Consider the following 16,722-nt stretch of genomic DNA (forward strand, 5'->3'; position numbering starts at 1 on the left):
TGTTATTGCGACAGCCCCTGTCGCCAGGCCTCAATCGCGGGCGCGCGCAGCGCATCGGCTTCGGCCTCGGGCAGCCAGATCGCCTTTTCGGGCATCGCGATGTCGCGGAAGCCTTCAGGCCATTCGGTCTCGGGCAGCGCCGAGGGGTAGGACCAGTTCGAGGTCGGGATCAGCGACTGGAAGGTCTCGCTGGTGACGAACTGCATGAACCGCTGCGCCAACTCCGGCGCGTCGGTGCCCTCAAGCTGAGCCGCCAGCTCGATGGTCATGTAATGCCCCTCCTCGAAGATCGCCGCCGAAACGGTGTCGTCGTCCTCGGCGATCGCGTGGTAGGCGGGCGAGGTGGTGTAGCTCAGCACCATGTCGACCTCGCCCTCGGTGAAGAGACCATATGCCTCGGACCAGCCCGGCGTGACGGTGGTGATCTTGGGTGCCAGCGCGGCCCATTTCGCCTCGACCTCCTCGCCAAAGACCTCCTCGGCCCAGAGCACCAGAGACAGGCCCGAAACCGAGCTGCGCGGGTCCTGGATGGCGATGCGCAGATCGTCGGAGGCCGAGACCAGCTCCGCAAAGCTCCCCGGCACCTCTTTCAGCGCCTCGTTGTCGTAGACGAAGGCGAGGTAGGACCAGTCGAACGGCAGAAAGACTTCGTCGGTCCAGTCGATCGGCAGCGTCAGACCGGCGGTGTCGACGCCATGCGGCGCGAAGAGCCCGGTCTCGCGCGCCTTCTTCATCTCGGTCGAATCAAAGCCGATGGCCACGTCCGCCTCGGTGCGCGCGCCTTCGAGCAGCAGCCGCGGCAGCAGGTCGCCGGTCTGGTAGTCGAGCGTACAATCGCACTCGGCCTCGAAGGCCTCCTTGATCGCGGGGCCGGGGCCCCATTCGGAGGCGAAGTAATCGGGGGCATAGACGGTGAGGGTCTGGCCTTGCGCGAGCGCCGGGGTGGCGACGAGTGCTAGGGCGAGACCCGCATTCAGGCGATGGGACATGGTCATCCTCCAATGCGGGCGAAGAGCAAGGAGGACGCGTGTCCCGAAACCTTCCCTCCGCCGGTGTGATCCGGTTCAGGTTCAACGGGTCCGCGCGATGCGCATCTCAGCCAGTGGCCCCCCGAGGTGGCGCAGACACTACGCCATGGGGGGCTGCGCGCAAGCCCCCGCCCTTTCCCCCGCACCCGCCCCGCGCTACACCGGCCCCGCCACAAGGAGAGCGTCCATGTCCCTCAACAGCTTCGGCCACCTGTTCCGTGTCACCACATGGGGCGAAAGCCACGGCCCCGCACTCGGCGCCACGGTCGATGGCTGCCCACCGGGGGTGGAGATTACCGAAGCCGACCTGCAGGTCTGGCTCGACAAGCGACGCCCGGGCCAGAACAAGCACACCACGCAAAGGCGCGAGCCCGATACGGTGGAGATCCTGTCGGGCGTGTTCGAGGGCCGCTCCACCGGCACGCCGATCCAGCTGATGATCCGCAACACCGACCAGCGGTCCAAGGATTACGGCGACATCGCCGAGACCTTCCGCCCCGGCCATGCCGACATCGCCTATCACCTGAAATACGGAATCCGCGATTATCGTGGTGGCGGTCGCTCGAGCGCGCGCGAGACGGCGGCGCGGGTGGCGGCGGGTGGCGTGGCACGGGCCGCGTTGGCAGCCCTTCTGCCGGATTTGAAGATCACCGGCTACATGGTGCAGATGGGCGAGAAGACGATCGACCGCTCAAAGGTCGATATGGCCGAGGTGGCCCGGAACGACTTCTGGTGCCCCGATGCGCAGGCCGCGACCGATTGGGCCGACTATCTCGACGCGCTCAGGAAGGACCACAACTCGGTCGGCGCGATGATCGAAGTCGTAGCCTCGGGCGTGCCCGCGGGCTTAGGCGCGCCGGTCTATGGCAAGCTCGACACCGATCTGGCGGCGGCGATGATGTCGATCAACGCGGTCAAGGGTGTGGAGATCGGCGAGGGCATGGCGGCGGCGGCGCTGACGGGCCGCGACAATGCCGACGAGATCTTCATGGGGCCGAACGGGCCGGAGTACGGCTCGAACCATGCGGGCGGGGTCTTGGGCGGCATCAGCTCGGGGCAGGATGTGGTGGTGCGCTTTGCGGTCAAGCCGACCTCGTCGATACTGTCGCCCCGCAAATCGATCCGTATGGACGGCAGCCCGACCGAGGTCATCACCAAAGGCCGCCACGACCCCTGCGTCGGCATCCGCGCGGTGCCGGTGGCCGAGGCGATGATGGCCTGCGTGCTGCTCGATCACTATCTGCTCGATCGTGGCCAGACCGGGGGCGCACGCGGTACCATCGGCTGAGGTCGTTGTTAGAGACAATTCAGAGACAACAAAGGCCGCCGGGGCATCCCTCGGCGGCCTTTCTCGTGGCGCGTCAGATCCAGTAGTAAGGCGCGCCGTAATGGGTATAGGCCGCCTCTTCCCAACGCCGGTCCTCGTACCAGCGCTCGGGCCGCTCGGGCGCGCCCTGAAGCTGCGCCTCGGTGATGTCGGTGCGATACCCGCCAAGGCCGGTGTCGTAGTCGAGCTTGGACCAAGGGATCGGGTGATGCTCTTCACCGATGCCGAGGAAGCCACCGAAGCCCATCACGGCGTAGGTGATTTTGCCGCTCTTCTTGTCGATCACGAGATGGTCGATGTGGCCAATCTTCTCGCCCCCGGCACCAAACACCTCGGTGCCGTTGACGCGGTCGGACGAAATCGTGCTGTGGCTGTCGCTGTAGTCGAACATGATGTCCTCCTGTGCTGTCTCGGGTGTAAAACCAACAGCCCTGCCCGGCTGTTCCGACGCGCGCGCCGGTGCGCCGGTTTTGGCCGATGGCCGCCGTGCCAGCTGCACCGCGAGGATGCCCGCCGCCACCACCGCGACGCCCAGCGCGTCCGTACCGCCCAGCGCCTCGCCCAAGAGCACGGCGGCGATGACAACGCCGAAGACGGGGTTGAGGAAGTGGAACGTCGCCGCCTTCACCGCGCCGATCCGCTCGACCAGCACGAACCACACCAGCGTCGCCAGAACACCCGGCACCAGCACGGTGTAGACGAAGGCCAGAACGAGCGGCCATGACCACCCCACAGCCCATGTCTCCAAGATCAGCGCCGGGGGCAGCAGCGCCGCCGCGCCGACCAGCATCTGCAGGCCGACCACCATCATCAGGTTGCCACCCGAAGCCGCGCCGCGCACCGCCAGGGTCGCCGTGGCCAGCGCCAGCGCTGCCACGCCGCACAGCGACACTGCGAAGAGGTCGAGCCCGCCCGCCATACGCCCGCCCATGATGATTGCCACGCCCGCGAACCCAGCGACGAGGCCCAGAGCCGCGATGGGCGGCAACCGGTCGCGCAGCACCACCCAGCCGATCAGCGCCACCAGAAGCGGCATGGTCGAGGCGATGATCGATGCGACCGAGGCACCGATCCACTGCATCGCCACGAAGTTCAGCCCCAGATACAGCGCGTTCTGGCACAGGCCGAAGATCACCACCCCGCGCCACTGGCCCCGGCTCAGCCGCGCCGTCTGCCGCAAGGCCAGCGCGATGCCGATGGCGATGGCGCCGGAGGCCAGAAACCGCAGCGTCAGCGCGGTGAGCGGCGGCGCGTAGGTGACGACCACCCGCGCCGAGGTGAAGGCCGAAGACCACATCAGCGCGAAAGCGAGCCCGAGCCCGAGTGACCTGAGATCCATCGACTACCTCCTTGCGGCAACGAAAAAGGGCCGCCCCTCTCGGGGCGACCCTTTCGTCATTTCGTCCGGGCCGCAAGGCCGCGGCGCGTCGAGGATCACTCCTCGTTGACGCTGTCCTTCAGGGCCTTGGCGATGGTCATCTTGACCACCTTGTCGGCGTCCTTCTTGATCTGCTCGCCCGTCGCGGGGTTGCGGACCATGCGCTCGGGGCGCTCGCGGCAGTAGATCTTGCCGACGTTCGGCAGGGTCACAGCGCCGCCCTGCGACACTTCGCGGGTGATGATGGCGACCAGCGCGTCCAGATGGGCGCCAGCGGATTTCTTGTCGCCGCCGGTCTCGTCGGCGATGGCGCTGACGAGCTGCGCCTTGGTCATCGGTTTGGCCATTCCAGGTCTCCTTACCACAGCCCGCTTGGGGCGTATTCCTGCGCCGCTTGGCGCGACGTGTTGCCTAGACCCACAATGAAACAATCGCCAATGCAAGCAAAAACCGATGTTTCCTTGCGGTATCGGCGGGTTTCAGAGGAAAGCCGTCTCTTCGAAGCTACGCAGTTTGCGGCTGTGGATGCGTTCGAGCGGCATTTCGCGCAGCCGCTCCATCGCCCGGATCCCGATCATCAGGTGGCGCGCCACCTGCGTCTTGTAGAAATCCGACGCCATGCCCGGCAGTTTCAGCTCACCGTGCAGCGGCTTGTCCGATACGCACAGCAAGGTGCCGTAGGGCACCCGGAACCGAAAGCCGTTGGCGGCGATGGTCGCACTTTCCATATCGAGCGCCACCGCGCGCGACTGGCTCAGCCGCTGCACCGGGCCGGACTGGTCGCGCAACTCCCAGTTGCGGTTGTCAATGGTGGCGACGGTGCCGGTGCGCATGATCCGCTTGAGATCGTAGCCCTCGAGCGCCGTCACCTGCTCCACCGCCTCCTCGAGCGCGATCTGGATCTCGGCCAGCGCCGGGATCGGCACCCAGACGGGCAGGTCGTCGTCGAGCACGTGATCCTCGCGCAGGTAGCCATGCGCGAGAACGAAATCGCCCAGACGCTGAGAGTTGCGCAGCCCCGCGCAGTGGCCGACCATCAGCCAGGCGTGCGGACGCAGCACCGCGATGTGGTCGGTCGCGGTCTTGGCGTTCGAGGGGCCGACGCCGATGTTGACCAGCGTGATCCCCTGCCCCTTTGCCCGCTTGAGGTGATAGGTCGGCATCTGCGGCATCTTTGCGGGGATGTGCATCGCCCCTTCGGGATCCGTGATCACCTGATTGTTCGGCCCGACAAAGCTGGTGTAGCCGCTCTCGGGGTCGGCCAGCACGTGGCGCGCGTAGGCCTCGAACTCCTCGACATAGAACTGGTAGTTGGTGAACAGCACGTGGTTCTGGAAATGCGTCGGGTCGGTCGCCGTGTAATGCGCGAGCCGCGCCAGCGAATAATCGATCCGCTGCGCCGTGAAGGGGGCCAAGGGCCGCGCCCCGTCGGGATAGGTAAAGCCGTTGCCGTTGACGATGTCGTCATGCGTGGTGCTCAGATCCGGCACGTCGAAGACGTCGCGCAGATGGAACTCCATCGCCCCGTCCTGCGGCACCGTGACCGAAGGGTCGTTGGAGACCGCGAAATGCACCGGCATCGGCGTCTCCGACGCGCCGATCACCACCGGCACGCCGTGGTTTTCGATGAGCAGGCGCATCTGCTGCTTGAGGTAATTGCCGAACAGCTCGGGCCGCGTCACGGTCGTCGAATAGGTGCCGGGCTCGGCCACATGGCCAAAGCTCAGGCGGCTGTCGGCCTGTGCGAAGGTCGAGGTGGAAAACCGGATCTCGGGATAGAAGGCGCGATATCGCGTCTCGGGGATGCCGCCCTTCAGCGTCTCGGTGAACTTTTCGCACAAAAAGTGCGAGGCGCCCTCGTAGATCTCCTTGAGCCGCGCCAGCGCCGCCTCGGGATCGGTGAAGGCCTCGGCGGCGGGGCTCGGGGGGGTCTCGATCTTCAGCGTCTTCTCCATCTCGTTCAGTCCTGTCCTTCGAATGGTCCCGTGATCTCGAAGCGGGTGACGTCCACCAGCCCCAGATCCGATATGCGCAACTCGGGGATCACCACGAGTGCCAGCAGCGAGTGCTGCATGTAGGCGTTGTTGAGGGTGCAGCCAGCATCGCGCATCGCCGCCCCCATGTCATCGGCCGCGGCCGCCACCTCGCGCGCGGGCGCGTCCGACATCAGCCCCGCGATCGGCAACCGCACCAGCGCGCGCTCCTCGCCGTCGCGCCAGACGGTGACGCCGCCGCCGACCCGGCCCAGCCGGTTCGCGGCCCGGGCCATCATCTCGGCATCGGTGCCGACCACGATCATGTGGTGGCTGTCATGCGCCACGGTCGAGGCGATTGCCATGCGCCCCTCGTAGCCAAAGCCCTCGACGAAGCCGTTCACGACCCCGCCGGTGCCGCGATGCCGCTCCACCAGCGCGATCCGGGCGACCGAGCCTGAGGGCACCACCGCGCCATCCTCGACGGGCAGCTCGCGCACCAGTGCCTTTGTCGGCGCTTGGTTCTCGACCACGCCGATCACCTTGGCGCGCACCGTCTCGACCTCGCCGGGGGCCTCGACCTTGAAATCATCCGCCATCAACTCCCGCCCGAGGCGCACGGTGTCGCGCGCCTTCAGGGGCCAGTCGTAATGCGGGCATGTGACACGCAGATCACCGTTCTCGGCCACCAGCACACCGCGCGCGAAGACCGTCTCGATCGGCAGGGCCTTCAGATCGGAGGTCAGGATCACGTCAGCGCGCCGCCCCGGCGCGATGCTGCCCAGTTCGCGCTCCATGCCGAAATGCGTGGCCGAATTGATCGTCGCCATCTGCAGCGCCACCACCGGATCGCAGCCGCAGGCAATGGCATGGCGCACCACCCGATCCATGTGGCCGTCGTTGACCAGCGTGCCGGAATGGCAGTCATCGGTGCAGAGCACGAAGTTGCGCGGGTCGAGACCTTTCTCCGTCACCGCAGTGATCTGGCTCTCCACGTCGTACCAAGCGCTCCCGAGCCGCAGCATCGAGCGCATGCCCTGCCGCACCCGGTCGATCGCGTCGCTCTCACGCGTGCCCTCGTGATCGTCGGCGGGTCCGCCCGCGACATAGGCGTGGAACGGCACGCCGCGGTCCGGGCTGGCGTAATGACCGCCCACCGTTTTGCCCGCGCGCATGGTCGCCGCGATCTCGGCCAGCATCTTGGGGTCGCCCGCGACGACACCGGGGTAGTTCATCATCTCGCCCAAGCCCACGATGCCGGGCCATGACATCGCCTCGGCCACATCCTCGGGGGAGATTTCGTGGCCGGTCGTCTCAAGGCCCGGCGCCGAGGGCGCGCAGGAGGGCATCTGGGTGAAGATGTTGACGGGCTGCATAAGCGCCTCGTCATGCATCATCCTGACGCCGTCGAGACCCAGCACGTTGGCGATCTCATGCGGGTCGGTGAACATCGTCGTGGTGCCATGCGGGATCACCGCGGCGGCGAATTCGGCCGGCGTCAGCATGCCGCTCTCGATATGCATATGCGCGTCGATCAGACCGGGGATCAGATAGCGCCCCCCGGCATCGACCACCTTCGTCCTCTCGCCGATGCAATGGCGCGCATCGGGGCCGACATAGGCAAAACGCCCCTCGGCCACCGCCACCTCCCAGCCGTCGAGGATCTCGCGGCTCTGCACGTTGACCAGACGGCCACCACGGATCACGAGATCGGCGGCCTCGCGGCCCGCGGCCACGGCGACAAGACGGGGGGCGGTGTCGGCCCAGGATTTGAAGGCATGTTCCATCTTCGGATTTCATACCAACCGGAGAGCCGCCGCAACCCCGGCCCACCGCGATTGCCCCCTCGGGCATCCATGAACAGATCGCCGATACCGTGCGTATTTGAGAATTCGCACGCCTGCGCTTCGCGCGAGAGTGTGATCGGCCTCTCCGGAACGGTCTCGACCCATGTCGCGTTGCGCGCCAGAGGAGACCCGGCCATGCCACCACCTGCCCAACTCGTCTACTACCCCGACTCGGAACCCGGCATCGCGCGCCGTCGCTGCGGTCGCGGATTTTCCTACACGGCACCCGATGGCACCACTATTGCGCGCGGCGCTGAGCGCCGCCGTCTCGACGCGCTCGCGGTGCCGCCCGCCTATGAAAACGTCTGGATCTGTCCCAAGCCAGAGGGTCATTTGCAGGCCACTGGTCTCGACGCGCGCACCCGCAAGCAATATCGCTACCACCCCGACTGGCGCGCATGGCGCGAGGCGCACAAGTTCGATCACCTTGCGGAGTTCGGCGACGCGCTGCCCGCGATCCGCCGCCGCATCCGCCGCGATCTCTCGGGCGAGGCGGGAGAGCTCGACTTCGCCATTGCCGCCGTTCTCGCCCTCATCGACCGGGTGTCGATCCGCGTCGGCAACCCCGAGTACGCCGCGGAGAACCGCACCTACGGGGCCACGACACTGACGGGCCGACACATTCGGCTATCGGGTGGCGAGGTGCGGTTGCGCTATGTCGCCAAGGGCAGCAAGAAGGTGGACCGCAGCCTCAAGGATCGCCGCTTGATGAAGGTGCTGGGAGAGCTGCACGACCTTCCGGGCAAGCAGCTCATCGGCTGGATCGACGAGGACGGCACCCCGCGCGGCGTATCCTCGGGTCAGGTCAACGACCGGCTGGCCGAGATCACCGGCTCCGAGCATATCACCGCCAAGACCTTTCGCACTTGGGCGGGTTCCGAAGTGGCGCTGGCCTGCGCGCTCTCGAACGACGCGCTCAGTATCAAGGGCATGAGCGAAGCCGCCGCCGAGCGGCTCAACAACACGCCGACCATCGCGCGCAACAGTTACATCCACCCCCGCGTGATCGCTCTGCACGACACCGACCCCGAAGAGCGCGCCGCCCTGCTCGAAGACCTCCCCGAGACGGCCGGGCTGCGACAGGCCGAGCGCGCCTTGCTGAGGCTTCTGTCATGAGTCTCGAGCGGTTCATCGAGGCGCAGAAGGACAGCTACGCCACAGCGCTGTCCGAGATCGAGGCGGGCCAGAAGCGCAGTCACTGGATGTGGTACATCTGGCCGCAGTTGCGCGGTCTCGGCCATTCGCCCATCGCGCAGCACTACGGCATCGACGGTATCGAGGAGGCGCGCGCCTATCTCGCCCACCCGGTGCTCGGCCCGCGCCTGATCGAGATCAGCCGTGCCCTTCTGGCACACCGAGGCCGCAAGTCGGAGGAGATCCTCGGTGGCATCGACGCGCTGAAGCTGCGCAGTTCGGCCACGCTCTTCGCCGCGCAGCCCGATGCCGATCCGGTGTTCGCGGCGTTGCTCGATGCCTACTGCGACGGGCCCGACCCCGAAACCCTGAAACGGCTGCGCTGAATGGGCCGCTTGCCGGAGCGCCCGGACGCGAGCAAGCTGTGGCGAAACTCGGAGGGCCATGACGATGACATCGGCGGGCATATTGGCAGGTTTGTTCTGGAGCCTCATCGGCGGCCTCTGCATCGGCGCCGTCATCGCGGCGCTGATCATGACGATCCGCCACGGGCGCGACGCCAAGAGATCCGGCGGCGGTCATGTGCAGTTCGGCAAGAGTTGGTCCGTCAGCTTCGAGCGCAGCTACGAGTTGCGGTGGCCATGGCGCCGCGCGTCCGTTGCTTCGCCGCCGAACGACCCGCCGCCGCCGAGCTGACGTGGCGCGATACCTGTTTAGATGGCGGTGGCCCGTAGGCTTGCATCGCGCCGCGCCGAGAGCGACAACCCCGACATGAACACGCTGCTTTCCTTCGGCCACGGTTACTCCGCTCGCGCGCTCACACACCTTTTGCCGGATGACTGGCGCGTTATCGGCACCACACGTTCTACCGAGAAGGCCGAGAGCCTGCGCGCCGAAGGCGTAAAGCCAGTGATCTGGCCCGGTAGCGATCTCACACAGGCGCTCGATGCCGCGACGCATCTGCTGATCTCCGCAGCACCCGACGGCGAGGGCGACCCAGTGCTGCGCGACTGGCACGACGCCATCACCGCGCGCGCCGACCGCTTCGCATGGGTCGGTTATCTCTCGACCACGGGCGTTTACGGCGACCGCGAGGGTGGCTGGGTCGATGAGGACAGCGACCTGCGCCCCGCCACAAGACGCGGGCAGGCCCGAGTCGAGGCCGAGGCCGCGTGGCGGGCGATCCCCGATCTGCCGCTGCACATCTTTCGTCTTGCCGGGATCTACGGCCCCGGTCGCGGCCCCTTCGCCAAGGTGCGCGCGGGCACGGCCCGGCGCATCGTCAAACCGGGTCAGGTCTTCAGCCGCATCCATGTCGAAGACATCGCACAGGTGCTCATGGCCTCGATCAAGGCCCCGAGGCCCGGTGCGATCTACAATCTGTGCGACGACGATCCCGCCCCGCCGCAGGACGTCATCGCCCACGCGGCAGAGCTTCTGGGGCTGCCGGTGCCGCCCGAGGTGGCGTTCGCCGAGGCCGAGATGACGCCGATGGCGCGCAGCTTCTATGCCGAATCGAAGATGGTGCGGAACGACCGGATCAAGGACGAGCTGGGCGTGAAGTTGATCCACCCCGACTACCGCTCGGGGCTGGCCGCGTTGCTGGAGGCCGAGAGGGGCTGAGCGCGCCTCAGGCCCGCCTGCCCAGCACCTCGACGCCCAGCACCGAAAGCACCTTTTCCTCGATATGCCGCGCCGAGAGTTGGGCGGTCTCGTACATGTCCGAAGGGCTCGCCTGATCGATGAAGATGTCAGGCAGCACCATGGAGCGGAACTTCAGCCCGTGGTCGAACACGCCCTCGTCCGACAGAAGCTGCGCAACGTGACTGCCAAAGCCGCCCACGGCCCCTTCCTCGATGGTGATGAGCGCCTCGTGCTCTTCGGCCAGCTTCAGGATCATCTCGCGGTCCAGCGGCTTGGCGAAACGCGCATCGGCGATGGTCGGCGTGATGCCGCGCGCGCCGAGCGCCTCGGCGGCCTTCACCACCTCCGAGAGCCGCGTGCCGAACGACAGGATCGCCACCCGGCTGCCCTCCTGCACGATCCGCCCCTTCCCGATCTCGAGCGGCTCCGCCTCCGCGGGGATCTCGACGCCGACGCCTTCGCCGCGTGGAAAGCGGAAGGCGATGGGGCCTTCGTCATGCGCGGCGGCCGTGACGACCATGCGGGCCAGTTCCGCCTCGTCGGCGGCGGCCATTACCACCATGCCCGGCAGGTTCGCCATGAAGCCCACGTCGAACGATCCGGCATGGGTCGCGCCGTCGGCCCCCACGAGACCGGCGCGGTCGATGGCAAAGCGCACGGGAAGCCGCTGGATCGCGACGTCGTGCACCACCTGATCGTAGCCGCGCTGCAAGAAGGTCGAATAGATCGCGCAGAAGGGCTTCATGCCGCCCGCCGCGAGACCGGCGGCAAAGGTCACCGCGTGCTGCTCGGCAATGCCCACGTCGAAGCAACGGCTGGCGTAGCGGTCCATGAACCGGGCCAATCCCGTACCGTCCGGCATCGCCGCCGTCACGGCGACGATCTTGTCGTCTTTCTCGGCTGCTTTGATCAGGCTCTCTGAAAACACCGATGTGTAGGATGGCGCATTGCTCTTGGCTTTGGCCTGCTCGCCCGAGATCACGTCGAACTTGGCCGTTGCATGCCCTTTGTCGGAGGCGGCCTCGGCGGGGGCATACCCCTTGCCCTTCTTCGTGATGGCATGGATCAGGATCGGCCCGCCTGCGCGCGATTTCACCGTGCGCAGCACCGACAGAAGCTGCTCCATGTCGTGCCCGTCGATCGGGCCGATGTAGGAAAAGCCCAGCTCCTCGAACAGGGTGCCGCCGACGGTCATGTGCTTGAACACGTCCTTGGCCCGCTTCGCCCCCTCCTGAAAGGGCGGCGGCAGGAAGCTGACGGCTCCCTTGGCGAGCGCCTTGAACTCCTGAAACGGCGCACCGGCGTAGAGCCGCGACAGATAGGAGGACATCGCGCCCACCGGGGGGGCGATGCTCATCTCGTTGTCGTTAAGGATGACGATCATCCGCTTGCCCAGATGGCCCGCGTTGTTCATCGCCTCATAGGCCATGCCGGCGCTCATCGCGCCGTCGCCGATCACCGCGATGCAATCGCCGACGCTCTCGCCCTCGAGCCCGCGCCCGCCGAGATCCCGCGCCGCCGCCATGCCGAGCGCCGCCGAGATCGAGGTCGAGCTATGGGCGGTGCCGAAAGGGTCGTAGGGGGACTCCGAACGCTTGGTAAAGCCCGATAGCCCGTCCTTCTGGCGCAGCGTGCGGATACGGTCTCGGCGGCCCGTCAGGATCTTGTGCGGATAGGACTGGTGGCTCACGTCCCAGATCAGCCGGTCGCGCGGCGTGTCGAACACCGCGTGCAGCGCCACGGTCAGCTCGACCACGCCGAGGCCCGCGCCCAAGTGCCCTCCGGTCTCGCTCACCGCCGAAATGGTCTCGGCGCGCAGCTCGTCGGCGAGGCGTTTCAGCTCGGCGTCGCTCAGCCGCTTCATGTCGGCGGGGATCTTCACCCGGTCGAGAACGGGCGTGATGGGGCGGTTCGGCGTCTGGGTCATGGCGAGCCCCCTGATGTTCAGTTGTCGCGCGCGATAACGAAGCGGGCGGTTTCGTGCAAGGTTTCCGCCTGCGCGCCGTAAGGCGACAGCGCGTCACAGGCGGCCTCGACCAGTTCGGCGGCGCGCAGCTTCGCGGCCTCGAGCCCGAGCAGCGACACGAAGGTCGCCTTGCCCGCCGCATCGTCCTTGCGCAGCGCCTTGCCCATCTTTTCGGCGTCCCCCTCCACGTCGAGGATGTCGTCCGCGATCTGAAAGGCAAGGCCAAGTGCTGCAGCGTAACGCCCCAAGGGGCGCGCATCGGCCCCCGCCATCACCGCGCCTGCCTCGGCGGACCAGCGGATCAGCGCCCCGGTCTTGCCTTGCTGCAGCTCGGTGATCTGATCGAGGTCGAGAGGCAGGTCCGCGCTTTCGGCCATGATGTCGCGCGCTTGCCCACCGACCATGCCCGCGATTCCGCTCGCGCGGGCGAGCGCAAGGCACAGATCGGCGCGGTGCGGCCCCACGGCGGGATCGGCGCAAAGCTCGAAGCCCAGGCTTTGCAGCGCGTCGCCCGCGAGGATCGCGGTCGCCTCGTCCCAGGCGACATGCACGGTGGGCCGCCCGCGGCGCAGGTCGTCATCGTCCATCGCGGGGAGATCGTCATGCACGAGGGAATAGGCGTGCAGCGCCTCGATCCCGGCGGCGGGCAGCAACGCTGCTGCGCGATCCACACCATGCAGCCGCGCGCCTTCGAGCACGAGAAAACCGCGCAGCCCCTTGCCGCCCGCGACCGCGTGCTCCATCGCGCGGGCCACCGGCAGGTCGTGACCCGCGAGCCTGTCGCGCAGCAAACTTTGGGTCTCGCGTCCGGCCTCGGCCAGAGCGGCCGCAAAGCCCTCAGCCATCGAGCGGCGCGGTGCCCTGCGCCTGCCCGTCGGGCCCTTGGGTGATCTTGGCGACCTTTTCCTCGGCCTCGGCCAACTGCTTTTCACAGCGGGCCTTCAGCTCGGCCCCGCGCTGATACAGCGCGATGGAATCGTCGAGCGCGACATCGCCGCGCTCAAGCTTGCCCACCACCTGCTCCAGTTCCTTGATCGCCGCTTCGAAGCTCAGTTCCCCGACGGGTGTCGCATCGCTCATCGCCCGCGTTCCTCCAGTATTCTCACATGGGCGGCCACCGAGGCCGCCAGCGCCTCAAGGTCATAACCGCCTTCGAGCGCGGAGACCACGCGCCCCGCGCACAGATCGTCGGCCAGATCGCAGATCCGGGACGTGATCGTCGCGAAGTCCTCGGCCTCCAGCATCAGCCCGGCCAAGGGATCGGCGCGATGCGCGTCGAACCCCGCCGAGATGAGAATCAACTCGGGCGCATGGGTCGCGACCCTTGGAAACACCCCGCGCTTCAGCGCCGCCAACATCCCCGCCCCGTCGCAGCCTGCGCGCAGGCCGACGTTGACGACCGTGCCATGCGGGCCGGTGTCGGAGGGATCGCCGGTGCCCGGATAAAGTGGCCGCTCATGGGTCGAGCAGAACAGGATGCGCGGATCGTCTTCGACCAGATCCTGCGTGCCGTTGCCGTGATGCACGTCGAAATCGATGATGGCCACGCGTGAGAGCCCATGGTGGTCGAGCGCGTATTTGGCGGCAGCGGCGACATTGCCCAGAAGGCAGAAGCCCATCGCGGTTTCGCGCTCGGCGTGGTGCCCCGGCGGACGCATCGCGCAAAACGCATTGGCCGCCTCGCCCGAGAGCACCAGATCCACCGCCCGGATCGCCGCCCCCGCGCCGCGCCACGCAGCCCCGAGGCTGCCCGACGACAGCCATGTGTCGGCATCGATCTGGCGGGTGCCGTGCTCGGGCGTGTCGCGGCGCAGATCGTCGAGATAGGATTTCGGATGCACACGCAGCAGGTCCGCCTCGGCGGCGAGCGGCGCCTTGATGCGCATCAGGTCCATGCCTTCGAGCGCGCCAAGCACGGCGTCGAGCCGCGCCACCTGCTCGGGATGGCCGGGGGGCGTGGCGTGGTCGAAACCGTCGGGATGGGTGAGGAGTGCTGTGGTCATGGCGGCAGGCAATCCCAGATCGCGCCGAGGCGCAAGCGCCACGCCATCACCCAAGCGCGAGCCGCGCCTGTCCCGCTCCCATCGCCATAAAGGTCTCAGTCCGGTGTCAGCATGTAGCCTTCGCCGCGCACCGTCTGCAGGTAGCGTGGCTGGCGCGGATCGGTCTCGAACTTGCGCCTTAGCCGTGTGATCTGCACGTCGACCGCGCGCTCTTGGCTTTGGCCACCGCCCCGGCCCAACTCCTCGACGAGATGGGCACGGGTCACCGGCTCGCGCGGCTGCGCGGCAAAGATCCGCATCAGCTGCGATTCGGTCGCGGTCAGGCGAATCCGGTCCTCGCCCTCCCACATCTCGCCGCGCGCCACGTCGTAGCGCACCGGCCCCAGCTCCAGCATGGTGGGCCCTTCGGGTTCCGGCTCGGGCACCGGCTGACGCCGCAGCACGGCGTTGATCCGAAGCAGCAGTTCCTTGGGGTCGAAGGGCTTGGCGAGGTAGTCGTCGGCCCCGGCCTCGAGCCCCATGATCCGGTCCTCGGTCTCGCCGCGAGCGGTGAGCAGCAGGATCGGCACCGGCAATGTCGCGCGCAGCGACCGGCACAGCGAAATGCCATCCTCGCCGGGCATCATGACATCCATGACGATGAGATCGAAGTCGAGTCCCGACAGCAGGCGGCGCGCATGGCCCGCATCACGCGCCCCTGTCACGAGGTAGCCGTGCCGCGCGAGGAACTTCTGCAGCAGCCCCCGCAGCCTTGCGTCGTCGTCGACCACCAGAAGATGCGCGAGATCGGTGCTCATCATCCGCTCCTTCCGGCCAAGGCCTCGTATTGGCGGCGGCTTTCGTCATCCATCATCGCTTCGAGCACCTGCCGGAACCCGGCCACCGCGACCGGCCCGGCGGTGCGGTAGGCGGCACGCATCCGCTCTCGCTGCGCGTCGGACAGCTCGCGCTCCAGCCGTGCACCTTCCTCTGTCAGGTGCAGGTGCCGCTCGCGCCGGTCGCGCCGCCCCACCCGCGCCTCGACCAGCCCTGCCGCGATCAAGGCCCGAAGCACCCGGTTCAGCGATTGCTTGGTGACGCCCAAAAGCGCCATCAGGTTCGACACGGTGGTGCCCGGGGAGCGGTGGATGAAGTGGATCGCCCGGTGATGCGCACGGCCCATCTCGCGCCCTTCGAGGATGCGGTCGGGATCGGCGGTAAAGCCGCGATAGGCGAAGAACATCGCCTCGATGCCCTTTCTGAGCTGCTCGTCCGTCAGGAAGAGGAGGCTCGATCCCCCCTGCGGCGCCGGTGCCTCGGCCATGCGGTGTCGTCCCTTCGGTCGTTCGCCTTTGGGTCACAATACGTCAGCCTTGTTGACATTCCAAGAGCGAAGGACTAGCGATCTGCCCCATGAGGCGCAATTTTCGGTCTCGGAGACCTGCGCCGGCCCGAATATCTTGACAGGGAGGCACGCCATGTCCGGCGGCTATGACGATCGCGACGGAAAGATCTGGCTCGACGGCCAGCTTGTGGAATGGCGCGATGCGCAGGTGCACATCCTGACCCATGCGCTGCATTACGCCTCCTCGGTGTTCGAGGGCGAGCGCTGCTACGACGGCAAGATCTTCAAGGGTGTCGAGCACTCCAAACGGCTGCGCACCTCGGCCGAGCTGCTCGATTTCGAGATCCCCTATTCGGTCGAGGAGATCGAGGCGGCGAAATATGCGGTGCTCGAGGCCAACGGCTGGTCCAACGCCTATGTGCGCGCCCTCGCATGGCGCGGCGCCGGTCCCGACATGGGCGTGGCGTCCTTGCGCAACCCGGTGCGCATGGCCGTCGCGGCTTGGGAATGGGGCAGCTATTACGGCGACGCCAAGATGAAGGGCGCCAAGCTCGACATCGCCAAGTGGAAGCGCCCGAGCCCCGAGACCGCGCCGTCTCAGGCCAAGGCCGCCGGTCTCTACATGATCTGCACCATGTCCAAGCACGCCGCCGAGGCCAAAGGCTGCTCGGACGCGCTGATGTTCGACTATCGCGGCTACGTGGCCGAGGCGACCGGCGCCAACATGTTCTTCGTCAAGGACGGCGAGGTGCACACGCCGCTGGCCGATTGCTTCCTCAACGGCATCACGCGCCAGACCGTGATCGCGATGCTCAAGGAAAAGGGCATCACCGTGCACGAGCGTCACATCATGCCCGAGGAGCTCGAGGGCTTCGAGCAGTGCTGGCTCACCGGCACCGCCGCCGAGGTCACCCCGGTGGGGCAGATCGGCGATTACACCTTCGAGGTCGGCGCGCTGACCCGCGACGTGGCCGAGAGCTACGAGAAGCTCGTGCGCGCCTGAACCGAAGCTCATGCCGACAACGAGGGGGCGGGGCCGTATGGTCCTGCCCCTTTTGATTTCCAGCACCAGTCAGACGATTGCGGGCCTCTCGAGCA

At 67.3% G+C, this 16,722-nt stretch carries 17 protein-coding genes, 1 pseudogene and 1 riboswitch; of the genes and pseudogenes, 6 read left to right on the forward strand and 12 right to left on the reverse strand.

What is annotated here, in order from left to right:
- Window positions 1-2 precede the first annotated feature (2 nt).
- On the reverse strand, window positions 3-989 hold the full coding sequence (locus tag AADJ02_RS08595) for a thiamine ABC transporter substrate binding subunit (RefSeq protein WP_341212585.1): 987 nt from the start codon (window positions 987-989) through the stop codon (window positions 3-5).
- A gap of 35 nt (window positions 990-1,024) precedes the next feature.
- A riboswitch (TPP riboswitch) is annotated at window positions 1,025-1,123 on the reverse strand.
- A gap of 92 nt (window positions 1,124-1,215) precedes the next feature.
- Between AADJ02_RS08595 and aroC the strand changes: the two genes are divergently transcribed.
- On the forward strand, window positions 1,216-2,316 hold the full coding sequence (gene aroC, locus AADJ02_RS08600; RefSeq protein ID WP_341212586.1) for a chorismate synthase: 1,101 nt from the start codon (window positions 1,216-1,218) through the stop codon (window positions 2,314-2,316).
- A gap of 73 nt (window positions 2,317-2,389) precedes the next feature.
- On the opposite strand, the gene AADJ02_RS08605 is transcribed toward aroC, so the two are convergent.
- From AADJ02_RS08605 to AADJ02_RS08625, 5 genes and pseudogenes are all read right to left on the reverse strand, one after another.
- Window positions 2,390-2,746, reverse strand: a complete 357-nt coding sequence (locus AADJ02_RS08605) for a PRC-barrel domain-containing protein (protein ID WP_341212697.1) — start codon at window positions 2,744-2,746, stop codon at window positions 2,390-2,392.
- 81 nt (window positions 2,747-2,827) lie between these two features.
- A pseudogene (locus tag AADJ02_RS08610) lies at window positions 2,828-3,694 on the reverse strand (DMT family transporter); the annotation flags it as partial.
- Between the two features lie 95 nt (window positions 3,695-3,789).
- On the reverse strand, window positions 3,790-4,080 hold the full coding sequence (locus AADJ02_RS08615) for an HU family DNA-binding protein (protein WP_341212587.1): 291 nt from the start codon (window positions 4,078-4,080) through the stop codon (window positions 3,790-3,792).
- Window positions 4,081-4,212: 132 nt separating this feature from the next.
- Window positions 4,213-5,688 carry an AMP nucleosidase gene (locus AADJ02_RS08620; RefSeq protein ID WP_341212588.1) on the reverse strand — a complete coding sequence of 492 codons (1,476 nt, stop codon included), beginning with the start codon at window positions 5,686-5,688 and terminating at the stop codon, window positions 4,213-4,215.
- A 5-nt stretch (window positions 5,689-5,693) separates the two neighbouring features.
- A complete protein-coding gene (locus tag AADJ02_RS08625; protein ID WP_341212589.1) occupies window positions 5,694-7,493 on the reverse strand; it encodes an adenine deaminase in 1,800 nt (599 codons plus the stop codon).
- A gap of 195 nt (window positions 7,494-7,688) precedes the next feature.
- Between AADJ02_RS08625 and AADJ02_RS08630 the strand changes: the two genes are divergently transcribed.
- From AADJ02_RS08630 to AADJ02_RS08645, 4 genes are all read left to right on the forward strand, one after another.
- Window positions 7,689-8,669: a DNA topoisomerase IB gene (locus AADJ02_RS08630; RefSeq protein WP_341212590.1), complete on the forward strand. Its 981-nt coding sequence runs from the start codon at window positions 7,689-7,691 to the stop codon at window positions 8,667-8,669.
- Complete coding sequence (locus AADJ02_RS08635) at window positions 8,666-9,073, forward strand: DUF1810 domain-containing protein (protein ID WP_341212591.1); 408 nt, start codon at window positions 8,666-8,668, stop codon at window positions 9,071-9,073. The genes AADJ02_RS08630 and AADJ02_RS08635 overlap by 4 nt, the downstream gene beginning before the upstream one ends.
- Before the next feature lie 64 nt (window positions 9,074-9,137).
- On the forward strand, window positions 9,138-9,383 hold the full coding sequence (locus AADJ02_RS08640) for a hypothetical protein (protein WP_341212592.1): 246 nt from the start codon (window positions 9,138-9,140) through the stop codon (window positions 9,381-9,383).
- A 75-nt stretch (window positions 9,384-9,458) separates the two neighbouring features.
- The gene (locus AADJ02_RS08645) at window positions 9,459-10,310 is read left to right on the forward strand and encodes an SDR family oxidoreductase (protein WP_341212593.1); all 852 of its coding nucleotides are present in this window, start codon (window positions 9,459-9,461) and stop codon (window positions 10,308-10,310) included.
- 7 nt (window positions 10,311-10,317) lie between these two features.
- On the opposite strand, the gene dxs is transcribed toward AADJ02_RS08645, so the two are convergent.
- From dxs to AADJ02_RS08675, 6 genes are all read right to left on the reverse strand, one after another.
- A complete protein-coding gene (gene dxs, locus AADJ02_RS08650) occupies window positions 10,318-12,258 on the reverse strand; it encodes a 1-deoxy-D-xylulose-5-phosphate synthase (RefSeq protein ID WP_341212594.1) in 1,941 nt (646 codons plus the stop codon).
- 17 nt (window positions 12,259-12,275) lie between these two features.
- Entirely contained in the window at window positions 12,276-13,142 is an 867-nt protein-coding gene (locus AADJ02_RS08655) for a polyprenyl synthetase family protein (RefSeq protein WP_341212595.1), read from the reverse strand.
- Window positions 13,135-13,377, reverse strand: coding sequence for an exodeoxyribonuclease VII small subunit (locus AADJ02_RS08660; protein WP_341212596.1), 243 nt, complete (start codon window positions 13,375-13,377; stop codon window positions 13,135-13,137). Before AADJ02_RS08660 ends, AADJ02_RS08655 begins: the two co-directional genes overlap by 8 nt.
- Window positions 13,374-14,300: a histone deacetylase family protein gene (locus AADJ02_RS08665; protein WP_341212597.1), complete on the reverse strand. Its 927-nt coding sequence runs from the start codon at window positions 14,298-14,300 to the stop codon at window positions 13,374-13,376. The genes AADJ02_RS08660 and AADJ02_RS08665 overlap by 4 nt, the downstream gene beginning before the upstream one ends.
- A gap of 95 nt (window positions 14,301-14,395) precedes the next feature.
- Window positions 14,396-15,097 (reverse strand): response regulator, encoded by a 702-nt coding sequence (locus AADJ02_RS08670; RefSeq protein ID WP_341212598.1) that lies wholly within the window; start codon window positions 15,095-15,097, stop codon window positions 14,396-14,398.
- Window positions 15,097-15,603, reverse strand: coding sequence for a MarR family transcriptional regulator (locus AADJ02_RS08675; RefSeq protein ID WP_341212599.1), 507 nt, complete (start codon window positions 15,601-15,603; stop codon window positions 15,097-15,099). The genes AADJ02_RS08670 and AADJ02_RS08675 overlap by 1 nt, the downstream gene beginning before the upstream one ends.
- 154 nt (window positions 15,604-15,757) lie before the next feature.
- Here AADJ02_RS08675 and AADJ02_RS08680 point away from each other — a divergent pair, with 154 nt between their 5' ends.
- Window positions 15,758-16,627 (forward strand): branched-chain amino acid aminotransferase, encoded by an 870-nt coding sequence (locus tag AADJ02_RS08680; protein ID WP_341212600.1) that lies wholly within the window; start codon window positions 15,758-15,760, stop codon window positions 16,625-16,627.
- The last annotated feature ends 95 nt before the right edge of the window (window positions 16,628-16,722 follow it).

It is taken from the genome of uncultured Limimaricola sp. (assembly GCF_964022235.1).
Lineage (GTDB): Bacteria > Pseudomonadota > Alphaproteobacteria > Rhodobacterales > Rhodobacteraceae > Limimaricola.

Excerpts from the sequence above, each read along its gene's own strand:
- AADJ02_RS08595 (WP_341212585.1), bottom strand. The coding sequence starts at position 989 with ATGTCCCATCGCCTGAATGCGGGTCTCGCCCTAGCACTCGTCGCCACC.
- aroC (WP_341212586.1), top strand. The coding sequence starts at position 1,216 with ATGTCCCTCAACAGCTTCGGCCACCTGTTCCGTGTCACCACATGGGGC.
- AADJ02_RS08605 (WP_341212697.1), bottom strand. The coding sequence starts at position 2,746 with ATGTTCGACTACAGCGACAGCCACAGCACGATTTCGTCCGACCGCGTC.
- AADJ02_RS08615 (WP_341212587.1), bottom strand. The coding sequence starts at position 4,080 with ATGGCCAAACCGATGACCAAGGCGCAGCTCGTCAGCGCCATCGCCGAC.
- AADJ02_RS08620 (WP_341212588.1), bottom strand. The coding sequence starts at position 5,688 with ATGGAGAAGACGCTGAAGATCGAGACCCCCCCGAGCCCCGCCGCCGAG.
- AADJ02_RS08625 (WP_341212589.1), bottom strand. The coding sequence starts at position 7,493 with ATGGAACATGCCTTCAAATCCTGGGCCGACACCGCCCCCCGTCTTGTC.
- AADJ02_RS08630 (WP_341212590.1), top strand. The coding sequence starts at position 7,689 with ATGCCACCACCTGCCCAACTCGTCTACTACCCCGACTCGGAACCCGGC.
- AADJ02_RS08635 (WP_341212591.1), top strand. The coding sequence starts at position 8,666 with ATGAGTCTCGAGCGGTTCATCGAGGCGCAGAAGGACAGCTACGCCACA.
- AADJ02_RS08640 (WP_341212592.1), top strand. The coding sequence starts at position 9,138 with ATGACATCGGCGGGCATATTGGCAGGTTTGTTCTGGAGCCTCATCGGC.
- AADJ02_RS08645 (WP_341212593.1), top strand. The coding sequence starts at position 9,459 with ATGAACACGCTGCTTTCCTTCGGCCACGGTTACTCCGCTCGCGCGCTC.
- dxs (WP_341212594.1), bottom strand. The coding sequence starts at position 12,258 with ATGACCCAGACGCCGAACCGCCCCATCACGCCCGTTCTCGACCGGGTG.
- AADJ02_RS08655 (WP_341212595.1), bottom strand. The coding sequence starts at position 13,142 with ATGGCTGAGGGCTTTGCGGCCGCTCTGGCCGAGGCCGGACGCGAGACC.
- AADJ02_RS08660 (WP_341212596.1), bottom strand. The coding sequence starts at position 13,377 with ATGAGCGATGCGACACCCGTCGGGGAACTGAGCTTCGAAGCGGCGATC.
- AADJ02_RS08665 (WP_341212597.1), bottom strand. The coding sequence starts at position 14,300 with ATGACCACAGCACTCCTCACCCATCCCGACGGTTTCGACCACGCCACG.
- AADJ02_RS08670 (WP_341212598.1), bottom strand. The coding sequence starts at position 15,097 with ATGAGCACCGATCTCGCGCATCTTCTGGTGGTCGACGACGACGCAAGG.
- AADJ02_RS08675 (WP_341212599.1), bottom strand. The coding sequence starts at position 15,603 with ATGGCCGAGGCACCGGCGCCGCAGGGGGGATCGAGCCTCCTCTTCCTG.
- AADJ02_RS08680 (WP_341212600.1), top strand. The coding sequence starts at position 15,758 with ATGTCCGGCGGCTATGACGATCGCGACGGAAAGATCTGGCTCGACGGC.